Annotated in this window: 10 protein-coding genes and 1 pseudogene; 4 read left to right on the plus strand and 7 right to left on the minus strand. The window is 74.7% G+C overall.

Annotation, left to right across the window (positions count from 1 at the left end; genetic code table 11):
• Positions 1-34 precede the first annotated feature (34 nt).
• Positions 35-481 carry an Lrp/AsnC family transcriptional regulator gene (locus AB0N63_RS26605; protein WP_365532363.1) on the minus strand — a complete coding sequence of 149 codons (447 nt, stop codon included), beginning with the start codon at positions 479-481 and terminating at the stop codon, positions 35-37.
• Between the two features lie 136 nt (positions 482-617).
• Here AB0N63_RS26605 and AB0N63_RS26610 point away from each other — a divergent pair, with 136 nt between their 5' ends.
• On the plus strand, positions 618-1,136 hold the full coding sequence (locus tag AB0N63_RS26610) for a rhodanese-like domain-containing protein (protein WP_365532366.1): 519 nt from the start codon (positions 618-620) through the stop codon (positions 1,134-1,136).
• Between the two features lie 94 nt (positions 1,137-1,230).
• Here the strand turns inward: AB0N63_RS26610 and AB0N63_RS26615 are convergent, their stop codons facing one another.
• Complete coding sequence (locus AB0N63_RS26615) at positions 1,231-2,919, minus strand: DUF885 domain-containing protein (protein ID WP_365532369.1); 1,689 nt, start codon at positions 2,917-2,919, stop codon at positions 1,231-1,233.
• Positions 2,920-2,961: 42 nt separating this feature from the next.
• Complete coding sequence (locus tag AB0N63_RS26620; protein ID WP_365532372.1) at positions 2,962-3,501, minus strand: Lrp/AsnC family transcriptional regulator; 540 nt, start codon at positions 3,499-3,501, stop codon at positions 2,962-2,964.
• A gap of 71 nt (positions 3,502-3,572) precedes the next feature.
• On the opposite strand from AB0N63_RS26620, the gene AB0N63_RS26625 reads away from it, so the two are divergent.
• On the plus strand, positions 3,573-4,784 hold the full coding sequence (locus tag AB0N63_RS26625; protein ID WP_365532484.1) for a PLP-dependent transferase: 1,212 nt from the start codon (positions 3,573-3,575) through the stop codon (positions 4,782-4,784).
• A gap of 145 nt (positions 4,785-4,929) precedes the next feature.
• Here the strand turns inward: AB0N63_RS26625 and AB0N63_RS26630 are convergent, their stop codons facing one another.
• The 3 genes from AB0N63_RS26630 to AB0N63_RS26640 all read right to left on the minus strand — a co-directional run bounded on the left by AB0N63_RS26630 (position 4,930) and on the right by AB0N63_RS26640 (position 10,274).
• Positions 4,930-6,378 carry a GNAT family N-acetyltransferase gene (locus AB0N63_RS26630; protein ID WP_365532375.1) on the minus strand — a complete coding sequence of 483 codons (1,449 nt, stop codon included), beginning with the start codon at positions 6,376-6,378 and terminating at the stop codon, positions 4,930-4,932.
• Between the two features lie 649 nt (positions 6,379-7,027).
• The gene (locus tag AB0N63_RS26635) at positions 7,028-8,608 is read right to left on the minus strand and encodes an alkaline phosphatase D family protein (RefSeq protein WP_365532378.1); all 1,581 of its coding nucleotides are present in this window, start codon (positions 8,606-8,608) and stop codon (positions 7,028-7,030) included.
• A gap of 136 nt (positions 8,609-8,744) precedes the next feature.
• Positions 8,745-10,274: a PLP-dependent aminotransferase family protein gene (locus AB0N63_RS26640; protein ID WP_365532380.1), complete on the minus strand. Its 1,530-nt coding sequence runs from the start codon at positions 10,272-10,274 to the stop codon at positions 8,745-8,747.
• 47 nt (positions 10,275-10,321) lie between these two features.
• Here AB0N63_RS26640 and AB0N63_RS26645 point away from each other — a divergent pair.
• Positions 10,322-11,158: pseudogene (locus AB0N63_RS26645) on the plus strand (EamA family transporter); the annotation flags it as partial.
• A gap of 48 nt (positions 11,159-11,206) precedes the next feature.
• Here the strand turns inward: AB0N63_RS26645 and AB0N63_RS26650 are convergent.
• Entirely contained in the window at positions 11,207-12,037 is an 831-nt protein-coding gene (locus AB0N63_RS26650) for an alpha/beta fold hydrolase (protein WP_365532383.1), read from the minus strand.
• 325 nt (positions 12,038-12,362) lie between these two features.
• Here AB0N63_RS26650 and AB0N63_RS26655 point away from each other — a divergent pair, with 325 nt between their 5' ends.
• Positions 12,363-13,121 carry a GntR family transcriptional regulator gene (locus AB0N63_RS26655; RefSeq protein WP_365532386.1) on the plus strand — a complete coding sequence of 253 codons (759 nt, stop codon included), beginning with the start codon at positions 12,363-12,365 and terminating at the stop codon, positions 13,119-13,121.
• Positions 13,122-13,272: the final 151 nt, after the last annotated feature.

Raw genomic sequence — 13,272 nt, forward strand, 5'->3', positions numbered from 1 at the left:
GACGGGAGCCGTACGACGAGGCCGTCGCGGGGCGTCAGCGGCCGAGGGGACGGCGGGGCAGCGGAGAGGAGTACACGACGCTCGTCGTCACCGACCCCAGCGCGCCGATCCTGCCCGACACCTCCTCCAGATGCCGCATGGAGCGCGCGGCGACCTTGATCACGAAGCAGTCGTCGCCCGTCACATGGTGCGCCTCCAGGATCTCCGGCGTGGCGTCGACCAGATCGTGAAAGGGCCTGTAGTTGCCGTTCGGGTAGCGCAGTCGCACGAACGCGAGGATCGGCAGCCCCAGTCGGTCGGGATCGACCACCGCGGCGTAGCCCTGGATGACGCCCGCCTCCTCCAGCCGGCGCACCCGCTCGGTCACCGCGCTCGGCGACATCGACACGGCCCGCGCCAGCTCGGCGAAACTGGCCCGGCCGTCCCGCTGGAGGACGTCGAGGATGCGCCAGTCGGTGGCGTCCGGGGAAAACGCGGTCATGGGCGAGGAATAGCAGGAGATTCCCCGGCGGATCAAGAGCTGCGCCGTGGATCGCCTCTTCAGGGCGGCGGTCTGCGACCGTAGATTTCGGGCCGTCTAACGATCTGCGACGAACGATCCACGGAAGGACCCCCCGATGCCCCGCTCCGCCGCTCCGGCCCCTTCGGCGACCCCCGAGGCCTCCCCGACCGCCGTCAGCCCCGTGTTGCGCGTCGCCCCCGCGGCCCCGGCCGAGGCCGCCGCCCACTTCCGGGCGAGCCTCGCCTTCCACACCGACGTGTCGGACGTCGCCGCCGCCCTCGCGGCCGGCGGCGACCCCGGATTCGTCGTGGTCGACTCCCGGTCCGCCGAGGCCTGGGACCAGGGCCACATCCCCGGCGCGGTCCACCTGCCGACGGCGCTCGTCCCCGAGCGGGCCGAAGCGCTGCTCGACCGGTCCGTCCCGGTCGTCGTCCACTGCTGGGGCCCCGGCTGCGACGGCGCCACCCGCGCGGCGCTCGCCCTCGCCGAACTCGGCTACCGGGTCAAGGAGATGCTCGGCGGCTTCGAGTACTGGGTGCGCGAGGGCTTCGCCCACGAGACCCGGCAGGGCGTCGAGCGCCGCACGGCCGACCCGCTGACGGCCCTGGCCGAGGGCGACGCCTGCGGCTGCTGACCACGGAACCGGGAGGTCCGGTGATCCGGGTACCCGGCGACCCGGGACGCCGCGCCGGGAGGTGCGGCCGGACCGGCCGCACCTCCCGGCGGGGTCACAGCTGCGACAGCTCGTCCACCAGGTCGTCCAGGCCCAGCGAGCCCTGCGAGAGGGCCGCCATGTGCCAGGCCTTCGCGTCGAACGCGTCGCCGCGCCGCTTGCGGGCGTTCTCCCGGCCCAGCAGCCAGGCCCGCTCGCCGAGCTTGTAGCCGATCGCCTGGCCGGGCATGGACAGATAGCGGATCAGCTCGCTCGCCACGAAGTCCCGCGGGCGGCTGCTGTGCGCGCCGAAGAACTCCAGCGCCAGTTCCGGCGTCCAGCGCTCACCCGGATGGAACGGCGAGTCCGCCGGGATCTCGAGTTCCAGGTGCATGCCGATGTCGATGATGACGCGGACCGCGCGCATCATCTGCGCGTCCAGGTAGCCGAGCCGCCGCTCCGGGTCGGTGAGGAAGCCCAGCTCGTCCATCAGGCGCTCCGCGTACAGCGCCCACCCCTCGGCGTTGGCGCTGACGATGCCCACCGTCGCCTGGTAGCGCGACAGGTCCTCCGCCACGTGCGCCCACTGCGCCAGCTGGAGGTGGTGACCGGGGACGCCCTCGTGGTACCAGGTCGAGACCAGGTCGTACACCGGGAACCGGGTCTGCCCCATGGTGGGCAGCCAGGTGCGGCCCGGCCGGGAGAAGTCGGCGGACGGCGCCGTGTAGTAGGGGGCGGCGGCGCCGCCGGGCGGCGCGATGCAGGACTCCACCTTCCGCACCCGCTCGGCGAGTTCGAAGTGGGTGCCGTCCAGCGCGTCGATCGCCTCGTCCATCAGCGCCTGGAGCCAGGTGCGGACCTCGTCCACGCCCTCGATGTGGGCGCCGTGCTCGTCGATGTGGGCGAGGGCGGCCCATGGTGTCTCGGCGCCCGGCAGGACCTTCTCGGCCTCCTTCTTCATCTCGCCGAGCAGCCGGTGGAACTCCGACCAGCCGTAGGCGTACGCCTCGTCCAGGTCCAGGTCGGTGCCGTTGTAGTAGCGGGAGAAGCGCGCGTAGCGGTCACGGCCGACCGTGTCGGGCGAGCCCTCGACCGCCGGCGCGTACACGTCGCGCATCCAGTCGCGCAGCTCCACCACGGCCGCGGTCGCCGCCCGGCCGGCCTCGTCCAGCTCCCCGCGCAGCGACTCGGGACCGTCGGCGGCGAAGTCCTCGAACCAGCCGCGCCCCTGGCCGGTGTCCGACCACTCGGTGAGCTGCTCGACGAACGTGGCCGTCGGTCGCGAGCCCGCGTACAGCTTGCGCTCCAGGCCGAGCGCCAGCGACTCGCGGTAGCCGCGCAGCGCCTGCGGCACGGCGCGCAGCCGCTCGGCGACCGCCGCCCAGTCCTCGTCCGTGTCGGTGGGGGTGATCGTGAACGCCTCGCGCACCGAGTGCACCGGGCTGTGGATGTTGCTCACCGCCCGCAGCGCCTCGTCGGCCTCGTGCACGGCGAGTTCGGCGGTCAGGCGCTCGCGCAGCAGACGGGCGCACCGCCGCTCGATGTCGCTGTCCGCGCCGGGCCGGCCCTCGGCCTCCGCCAGCCGGGCCAGCGTGGTGCGCGCCAGCTCCGCCAGCGCCTCCTGACCGGCGGGCGAGGTGTCGGGCAGCCGGCCGGAACACTCCTTCACGCCGAGGTACGTACCGGTGATCGGGTCGAGGGCGATGAGTTCGTCGACGTAGGCGTCGGCGACCTGACGGGGCAGCAAGCTCTTGGTCTGAGACATGCCGCCCATCCTCGTACGACCACACCGTCCGCGTCAGCCCGGTTACCGGACCGCGGGCGGTGTTCCGTCCGCTGTGCGGTCCCGTTTCGCCGACAGCGTGTCCTGCTCCGCGCCGGGCGGCAGCAGCGGACCGCAGTCCCACTGCTGGAAGATCAGCCGCGTCTCCACCCGCGCCACCTCCCGCCGGGACGTGAACTCGTCCAGCACCAGTCGTTGCAGGTCGGCCATGTCGGCGACGGCCACGTGGACGAGATAGTCGTCCGGACCGGTCAGATGGAACACGGTCCGCGACTCCGGCAGCGCCCTGATCCGCTCCACGAACGGACCCACCAGCTCCCGCCGGTGCGGCCTCACCTGCACCGACAGCAGAGCCTCCAGACCCCGGCCGAGCCTGGCCGGGTCGAGGCGCAGCTGATGGCCGAGGATCACCCCCGAGCGGCGCAGCCGGTTGACCCGGTCCAGACACGTCGACGGGGCCACCCCGACCAGCGCGGCGAGATCGCGGTAGGTGGTCCGGGCGTCGTTCTGCAACAGCCGCAGCAGATGGAGATCCACCGGGTCCAGTACGACGGATTCGGCCATGTGCCGAACGTAGCACGGAGTTCCCGCTGACCATCCCGCCCGCTGTTCACCCTTCGGGCATGGACACGCCCTTGGACCCAGCGAGCACGTCCGCGTACGACGACCTACGCGCCGCCCCCTCCCGAGCACTGGCCACCGAGGCCGTGCACGCGGGCCGGGAGGACCTGGCCCGGCAGGGGCTGCACGCCCCGCCGATCGACCTGTCCACCACCTACCCCTCCTACGACAGCCGGGCCGAGGCCGCCCGCATCGACGCCTTCGCCGCCGACGGCGCCGAACTCGAGGGACCGCCGGTCTACGGACGGCTGGGCAACCCGACCGTCGCCCGGTTCGAGTCCGCGCTGGCTCGGCTGGAGGGCACCGAGTCCGCGGTCGCCTTCGCCAGCGGCATGGCCGCGCTCAGCGCGGTCCTCCTCGTCCGCTCCGCCCTCGGCCTGCGGCACGTCGTCGCCGTCCGTCCCCTGTACGGTTGCAGCGACCACCTGCTGACCGCGGGGTTGCTCGGCAGCGAGGTGACGTGGACGGACCCGGCCGGGATCGCCGACGCGCTGCGCCCGGACACCGGTCTGGTCATGGTGGAGTCCCCGGCCAACCCCACGCTCGCCGAGGTGGATCTGCGGGCCGTCGCCCACGCCTGCGGCTCGGTCCCGCTGCTCGCCGACAACACCTTCGCCACGCCCGTGCTCCAGCGGCCCGCCGAGCAGGGCGCCCGGCTGGTGCTGCACAGCGCCACCAAGTACCTCGGCGGGCACGGCGACGTGATGGCCGGCGTGGTGGCCTGCGACGAGGAACTCGCCGGGCGGCTGCGGCAGGTGCGGTTCGCCACCGGCGGGGTGCTGCATCCGCTCGCCGGCTATCTGCTGCTGCGCGGGCTGTCCACCCTGCCGGTACGGGTGCGGGCCGCTTCCGCCTCCGCCGCCGAACTGGTCGCCCGGCTCGCGGCCGACCCGCGCGTCGCCCGCGTGCACTACCCGCGGATCGGTGGCGCGATGGTCGCCTTCGAGGTGCACGGCGACCCGCACGCCGTCATCGGCGCGGTCCGCCTGATCACGCCGGCGGTGAGCCTCGGCAGCGTGGACACGCTGATCCAGCACCCGGCCTCCATCAGCCACCGCATCGTGGACGCGGAGGACCGGCGGGGCGCCGGCGTCAGCGACCGGCTGCTGCGGATGTCGGTGGGTCTGGAGGACGTGGACGACCTCTGGTCCGACCTTGACCAGGCCCTGGACCGCGGCCGCACCGGGACCCCGGATGTGAAGGGCCTGCACGAGGCGCTGAACTGACCGGAACGAACGCCGGGCAGGCGGTCCGAGCCCCGGTCCCGGGGGAGGGCTCGGCCGCCTGCCCGGTTCGGCCTGTCGGGTCGGCGCCTGCCCGGTTCGGGGACGGACCTCCCGTCCGGGTCCGGGGGTGCGGCCGGGGCCGGCGTCAGTCGGGGAGGCGGGAGCCGTCGTGCACCCGGCTGATGCCCTCGTGGGGCAGGCGGGCGGGGACCGGGGACTTGTGCAGGCGGGCGGTGATCACCAGGGTGCCCTCCTCGATCTGGTAGTCGAGGGGGAGGCGGAGACCGCGCATCGCGGTGACCATGCCGGTGTTCGACGCCTGCGTCACCGCGTACACGCTCGCGCAGCCCGCCTCGGCGGCCATCGCCACCAGACGGCCGAGCAGTTCGGCGCCGATGCCGCGCCGCTGCCACTCGTCCTCGACCAGGAGCGCGACCTCCGTCTCGTCGCCGTCCCACAGCAGATGGCCGAGGCCGACGATCCGCCCCGACGCGGTCTGCGCGGCCAGGGTCCGCCCGAAACGCGGGCTGAGCAGATGGTTCAGATACCGGTCCGCGTCCCCGACCGGCCCGTGATAGCGCCGGCTGAGCGTCCGTGCCGAGCACCGCGCGTGCATCCGGCGCGCCTCGGGCAGGTCGGTCGTGTCGGCCCGGCGCACGGTGATCGCGTTGCCCTCGGGCAGGGTCAGCACGTCCCGGCCCGCCGGGATGCGCGGTCCGAGCAGCGCGTCCAGCTCCACCAACGCGCGGGCCCGGGCGAACTCGGTGGGCGTGAAGGGCAGATACGGCCGCTCGACGGTGATCACTCCGCCCTCCGGCGCGCGCAGCCGCAGCACCGTGTCCTCCAGCACGCCCTCGGCGGGCACCTCCTCGGGGTCCCGGCCGCCGCCCGTCGGCCGGGCGGGCAGCGAACGGATGGTGCACCGCCCCAGCAGCTGCCGTAGCGCCAGCGGGAGTTCCGACGCGTCCAGCGCGGTGCGCGTGGCCAGGCCCAGGACCCGGGTCGGGGCGTCCACCAGGTCGTGCGCGTCGGCGCGTTCGATCCAGGTGTCGGCGCCGCCGGCCGACGCGACCGCCCCGGTGATCTCCGGCGCCTCGACCCGGCCGGGCGCGCGCAGCAGGAACTCGTCCACCGTGCCCTCGGCCAGCGGGTGCGTCTGCAGGCTCAGGATGTCCACGTGCCGGGTGGCCAGCGCCGCGCAGAGCACGGCCAGCGAGCCCGGCTCGTCCTTCACCGTCGTCCGCAGCCGCCACAGGGTGCTGGGCGTCATCCCGTCGTCCGTCTCCGGGCCGGGTGCGGATCGCCCGGCCGCCCGCCGTGCGGCGGGGAGCGGCCGGGCGCCGGTATCGTGCGCCGGGGGAGCGTGCCCGTGGCGTCGTGCCCACCAGGTGTGGAACGCCGCCGTCGCGATCAGCGCCAGCGCGGAGATCAGCAGCAGCGCCGGTCCGTCGGGCCCGTGGCCGATCAGGTTCGCCACGCCGTCGGCGACGGCCACCGCCGTGAACAGCGCGGCGAGTTCGACCACGTCCCGCCGCCAGTGATGCACCGGCCGGCCGTGCTTCGTCCGCGTCACATCAGACAGTTCTCCAGTCATACGGCCCACTGTGAAGGACCGGTGTTGCGCGGTCGCGAACGTCCTGTGACTTACTGGTAAAGCATTGATTTGCTCCTCTTTGTGTACTTTTTGCCCAACGGTTGGCCGCTGGCGACCGGTGGCCGGCGGTTGACGACCGGTGGCCGGTGACCGGTAGTCGGAGGCATCCGGTGCCGGGCACACCTCCGGGCACCTCATGGCGCGCCCCCCGGACATGCCCCCGGGAACGCCCCCTCGGTCACGGCCCGCAGGTGCGGCCCGGCGGCCGAACGCCGGGTCACCGCATGACGACAGCGGACCGCGCCCCCGGGCACCCGCCCCGCCTGGTGAGCCGCCGGCCCTCCACCCTCACCCCGTCATGCGGCCGCCCCCGCCGCCAGTGCGCCCCGCCCGGCCAGGAGGGGGACCGGCTCCCCGGGACGTCTCCAGTACCGGCCCGTCGCCCGCCCGCTGCGGATACGAGCCCGTAGGGTCGCGGGCAGGCCACGGTCCGCGAGGACCGCATCATGGGAGAAACCGTGGAGACGACCACTGACGATCGTCCTGACCTGCGGGAACAGGCGATCTTCCGCAGGGGTCGGCAGCCCGGGGCGACGCCGCGCACCGGGGGATGACGCCGGTGCGCGGCCCAGGTGAAGAGTAGCGGGAGTCACTGCCCCACCCGCCCCGGCTGCAGCCGCTGCGTGAACAGGACGGTGCCGTCCTGCTCGCGCAGACGGACCGTCAACTCCCCGCTGTCGCCGTCGATGTCGACCTCGCCGAAGAACTGGTAGCCCTCGGCCGGCGAGACGTTGGCGGCCGTCGGCGCCTTCACGAACACCCGGTCCGGTCCGAACGTCCCGTCCAGCTCGCTGGCCGGGAACGCGCCCGCGTTGAGCGGCCCGGACACGAACTCCCAGAACGGCGCGAAGTCCTTGAACGCCGCCCGCGCCGGGTCGTAGTGCTGGGCCGAGGTGTGGTGGACGTCGGCCGTCAGCCACACCGTGCCGGTGATCCGCCGGTGTTTGACGTACCGCAGCAGCTCGGCGATCTGCAGCTCGCGGCCGAGCGGCGCGCCCGGGTCGCCCTGCGCGACGGCCTCGAAGTCCGCCTTCCCCTCGACCCCGTCGGGCACGACCAGGCCGAGCGGCATGTCCGCGGCGATGACCTTCCACACCGCCCGTGACCGCGACAACTCACGCTTGAGCCACTCCAGCTGCGCGCGCCCGAGGATGCCCTGCGGGTCGGTCCGCTGGTCGTCGGGCGAGTTGGCGTTGCGGTACGTGCGCATGTCGAGCACGAACACGTCGAGCAGCGGGCCGTGGTGGTGGACGCGGTAGATCCGCCCGTCCGGCCGCCCGCTGACGGTCGAGATCGGGAAGTACTCCGAGAAGGCCCGGCGGGCGCGCAGCGCCAGGTCGTCCAGGCGCGTCCCGGCCGGGTAGGGAGTGCCGCCGCCGATGACCTCACCGGGGTACCAGTTGTTGCGGACCTCGTGGTCGTCCCACTGGACGATGCCTGGCACCCGCGCGTTGAACCGGCGCAGCGCCGCGTCCAGCAGGTTGTAGCGGAAGTTGCCCCGGAAGTCGGCCAGGGAGACGGCGACGTGCGACTTCTCCTCGGTGGTGACGCTGCGGTAGACGCTTCCGTCCGGCAGCGCGGCCGTGGCCTGGATCGGGCCGTCGGCGTAGATGTTGTCGCCGCTGCACAGGAAGAAGTCCGGGTCCAGCTTCGCCATGGCGTCGAAGATCCGGTAGCCGCCGATGGACTCGTTGATGCCCCAGCCCTGCCCGGCCAGGTCGCCGGACCACACGAACCGCACGCCCTGGCGGCGGGCGGGCGCCGTCCGGAAGGCGCCGTGGACCGGCTCGCCGGTGCGGCGCGGGTCGTCCGGGTCGGCCAGGAGCACCCGGTAGTGGATCTGCTCGCCCGCCGGCAGGCCGTGCAGCCGGGCCGTGCCGGTGAAGTCCGTGTCCGGGCCGAGCAGCGGGCCGTGCCAGCGGCGCGGGTCGCGGAACGACTCGGTGGCCGAGGTCTCGACGATCATCCGCGCCGGCCGGTCGGCGCGTGCCCACACCAGACCCGAGTCGGAGGTGACGTCGCCCGCCTGCACGCCCCAGTCCGCCCGGGGACGGCCCGACAGGGCGAGCGCCGGGGCCGCGCCGAGCGCGCCGGGCAGGGTGAGGGCCGCCGACGCGGCCAGCGAACCACGCAGGACGCTGCGGCGGCCAGGAAGGTGGGGGTGGGACATGACGGCGCCTCCAGGAACGGAATCCGGCCAGTGTTCGGGCCCACACCTACTGGGGCGGTACGGCGCGCACGGAAACCGCGGGTGAACAACGGCCCGTACGGCCCGCGTCGTCCGGCGGACGCGCGCCGCAGCGCCGTCACCCGGCCGCGGCCTCCGCCATCAGCCGCACCCCCGCGCGGATCCGGGCGGGCGGCACGTGCGCGTACCCGAGGACCAACCGCACGCCCCCGTCCCGGCCTTCGCCGCCTTTGCCCCGGCCCTCGTCCGGACCGCCGCTCCCGTCACCGCCCGCCGGGTCCACGCCGCTCTCCAGCTCCAGGTCCGCACCGTCGTCCACGCGTGCGTGCCGGTACGCCGTCAGCGTGCGCACCGCGACGCCCGCCGCCGTCGCGCGTGCGAGGAACCGCTCCTCGGGGCCGTACCGGCCGGGCAGATCGGCGATCAGGTGCAGTCCCGCGGCGATCCCGGACACCCGCACACCGGGGAAGTGCCCGGTCAGCGCGGCGACGAGCGTGTCCCGGCGCTCCCGGTAGGCCCGCTGGCAGCGGCGCAGCTGCCGGTCGTAGTCGCCGCGCTCCACGAAGTGGGCGAACGCCGCCTGGTCGACGGTCGGATGACCGAGGTCCGTGGTCCGCTTGCGCGCCACGACCGCGTCGGCCAGCGCGTCGGGCACCAGCAGCCAGCCCAGCCGCAGTCCCGGGGCCAGCGACTTGCTGACGGAGCCCGCGTAGACCACGCGCTCCGGATCGAGGCCCTGCAGCGCGCCCACCGGGGCACGGTCGTAGCGGAAGTCGCCGTCGTAGTCGTCCTCGAAGACGAAGCCGTCCACCGACCGCGCCCAGTCGAGCAGTTCGGCGCGGCGCCGCGCGGAGCAGGCGATCCCCGTGGGGAACTGGTGCGCCGGCGTCACCACCACCACCCGTACGCCCGACCGGCGCAGCGGGGCGAGGGCCGGGCCCTCCTCGTCCAGCGGCAGCGCGACGGTGCCGACGCCCGCCGCGGCGTACAGGGCGCTGTGCTGCGGGCTACCCGGGTCCTCGACCCCGACGGTGCGTATCCCGCGCGCGTGCAGCACGGCGCCCAGCAGGGCGCTGCCCTGCGCCACGCCGGAGACGACGACCAGACGCTCGGGGTCCGCGACGGCGCCCCGGCGGCGGGTGAGCAGTTCGGCCAGGGCCGTGCGCAGCCGGGGCAGTCCGCGCGGGTCGGGATAGCCGAGGTCCTGGTGCGGGAGATCGGCCAGCACCGCGCGGTGGGCGCCCGCCCACGCGGCGCGCGGGAACAGCGACAGATCGGGGGTGCCGGGCACGAAGTCCGCGCGGGCGCCGGGGGAGCGCGGGGCGAGGTCACGCGTGCGCGTGCGTGCCGCCCGCACCGCGCCGCCCACCCAGGTCCCCGCGCCGCGTCCGCTGCGCAGATACCCCTCCGCCGTCAGCTGCTCGTACGCCTCCGTGACCAGCCCGCGCGAGACCCGGAGGTCGGCGGCGAGATCCCGGCTGGAGGGCAGCCGGGTGCCCGGCGCGAGCCGCCCCGAGCGCACCGCCTCACGCAAAGCGGCCTGGAGCGAACGGCCCCGCGCACGGGCCGGCGCCGACGCGGCCGGCAGCAGCAGCTCCCAGGCGGCCGCGCCGTGCCGCCCCTCCGCATTGGTCCCCGATGACGTCATGGAAGTGGACCTTAAACCGGGCCGCCGCGCTCCCTAGCGTCGCTGCCATGAACACCACCGCCTCACGCGGCGCCCTGCTCGCCGCGCTCGCCTGCGTCCTCGTCGGAGGATCCTTCACCGCCAACAGCGTCCTCGGCCACTACCCCTACGCGGGCGGCCAGTTCCTGCGCTACGGGCTGGCCTGTCTGCTGCTCCTGCCGCTGGCGGGGCGGGACGCGGGACGACGGCTGAGAGGACTCGGACCCCGCCGGTGGGCCCGGCTGGCGCTGCTGGCGGCGGTGGGCATGGTCGGCTTCAACCTGGCGGTCCTCGCCGCCGAGCGCACTGCCGAACCGGCGGTGCCGGGCGTCTTCGTGGGCTGTGCGCCGGTGGCCGTCGCGGTCCTCGTCCCGCTGCTGGAGCGCCGTCGGCCGCAGCGGGCCGTGCTCCAGGGGGCGGCCCTGGTCGCGGCCGGGGCGCTGACCGTCCAGGGCTGGGGGCGGACCGACGGCGCGGGCATCGCCTTCTCCGCCTGCGCGCTGGCCGGCGAGGTGGGTTTCGCGGTCCTCGCGGTGCCGGTGCTGCGCCCGCTGGGGCCGCGACTGCTGTCCGCCGTGGTGTGCGGGGCCGCGGCCGCGGAGTCCGCGGCCGTCGGCGTCCTCCTGGACGGCGGCGCCTGGCTGCGGCTGCCCACCGCCCACGAGGCCGCCGCGCTGCTGTGGCAGGCGGCGGTCGTCACCGTCGTCGGCTTCGTGTGCTGGTACATGGGCATGCAGAGGATCGGCGCCGAACGCGCCACCCTCTTCTCCGGGCTCATCCCGGTCGCCGCCGCCTGTACCGCGCCCCTGGTCGGCACCGGTACGTACGGCCTCGCGCAGGCGGCGGGCAGCGCCCTGGTGGGGGCCGGAGTGGCCCTCGGCTCGGGCGCGGCGGCCCGGGCGGGCCGCCGCCGCTCAGCGGCTGCCGTCCAGGAGCACGCGCGCGACGAGCGCCGGGTCGTCGTTCATGGGGACGTGCCCGCAGCCGGGCAGCCTCACCAGCCGGGCGTGCGGGATGAGCCGCTTGGCGCGCACGCCCTGCCGGGGCACCAGCAGCCGGTCCTTCGCGCCCCAGGCCACCGTGACGGGGATGCCGGAGACGTCGTCCGTGAACTGGACGCCGATGCCCGCGCGGAGGGTCTCCTCGAACCCGGTGGCGCCGGCCAGGGCCAGCGTCTCGGCGACCACGGCCTCGGGTGAACGGCGGGCGGGCCGGGCGTAGATGGTGCTGGTGAGCAGGGTCCGGCCGGTCGCCGTGCGGGAGAACCGCTCGACCAGCGGCAGCGGGGTGCGCACCGCGATCCCGCGCATCGCGCGCAGCACGCCGAACGCGTAGCGCCGCTCGGCCTCGGTCCAGAACCCGGCCGGGGACAGGGCGGTGACCGACCGGGCGAGTCCGGCCCGGCCCATCTCCAGGGCGAGCAGACCGCCCAGGGAGTTGCCGGCGACATGGGGCCGGTCGATCCCCAGCGTCCCGCACAGGGCGCCCAGCGCGGCGTTCATCGTCGGCAGGTCGTGGCGGAGCCCGTCGGGCAGCGCGGGCGAGGCGCCGAAGCCGGGCAGGTCCACGCTGATCACGTCGCGTTCGCCCGCGACGAGGTGGAGCACCGGGTCCCAGGCCTGCCGGTGGTGGCCGATGCCATGCAGCAGGAGCAGGGGCTCGCCGGCGCCCTCGCGCGCGTAGGAGAGCGTCACGGTCTGCGGGCCGTGCGCGGAGGGAACCTTGAAGGAGACGGTGGCGGACATGGGTGCATGCTCCTCGTCGATCGCTGACGGATGCCGGATAGACAGCTTGTCAACAATTGCTACCGACGGGTAGCCCCTGGTCACGCCCGATCCCCCCGAAGCCCCCGACCGCGCCGCGGCGGGGGCTTCGCCGCGATGTCACGCGTGCGACGCCGTGCGAACGCCCCGTGAACGCTGCGCGGCGACGCGGCCGTACGGGAGGCAAGAGCCGAGGATTGGTCTTGACCAAGGGTGAGGGCGGCCCTATGGTCGCAGAGAAGTACAACAACCTTTAATAAACAAGGGCGCTAAACGCCGCCGGACTACGGCGATTGCGGAGGACAGGGTGGGGACTCAGCTGGAAACGGTGCCGGAGCCGAAGTACTGGCATCTCAAGACCGTGCTCAGTGAGGCACTGGACTCCGAGTTCGCGGTCGGCGAGATCCTGCCCAACGAGCGGGAACTGGCCGCCCGCTTCGGAGTGGCCCGCGCCACGCTCCGCCAGGCGCTGGAGCAGCTGGAGCTGGAGGGCAGGCTGCAACGCCGCCGCGGCGTCGGCACCACCGTCGCGCCGCCGCGCGTGGGGGTCGCCGTCGGCACCGAGCAGCACGCCTGGCCGGGCGCGGCCGGGGACGCCTGGCAGCCCGTGGACTGTGTGCCGGCCGCCCCGCCGGCCGCCGTCGCCGCCGTCCTGGAGAGTGACCGGAGCGAGCCCGTGCACACCGTGCGCCGGTCCCGGACGAGCCACGGCCAGCCGGTCGCCGCCGAGCTGCTGTACATCCCGGCGGCGTCGGTGCCCGGCCTCACCGCCATCGACGCGCCGTCCGGACCGGCACGCGCGCGTGCCGTGCTGCGCGAACTCCAGCACCTGGAGCTCGAGGGCCAGGAGCGCGCCGTGGAACTCGGCTCGGCCCGCGCGGACGACGCCAGGGAACTGGACCGGCTGCCCGGCGCGCCCGTCCTCGTCGTCACCACCCGCTTCGTCGTCGCCGGCCGCGTCGCCGCGCTCTCGGTGGCCACCTACCGCGCGGACACCTGCCGGCTGACCTTCGGGGACTCCGGAACCGTGGAGATCCACCACGGCCCCGAGCGCCGGGCCTCCTGACGCCCGGCCCGCCCGCTCCCAGACGGCGGCCGCCGTGCCCCCGAACCAGCGGGGCACGGCGGCCGCCGTCCTGAGCGGGGAGGCGTCCGCCTCGTGGCGGGGCACGGAATGCGCCGGTCCGCCGCCCGTGCGAGGTCCCCCGGCGCGACGA

Origin of the sequence: Streptomyces sp. NPDC093260 (assembly GCF_040683715.1) — a bacterium.
Lineage (GTDB): Bacteria > Actinomycetota > Actinomycetes > Streptomycetales > Streptomycetaceae > Streptomyces > Streptomyces sennicomposti.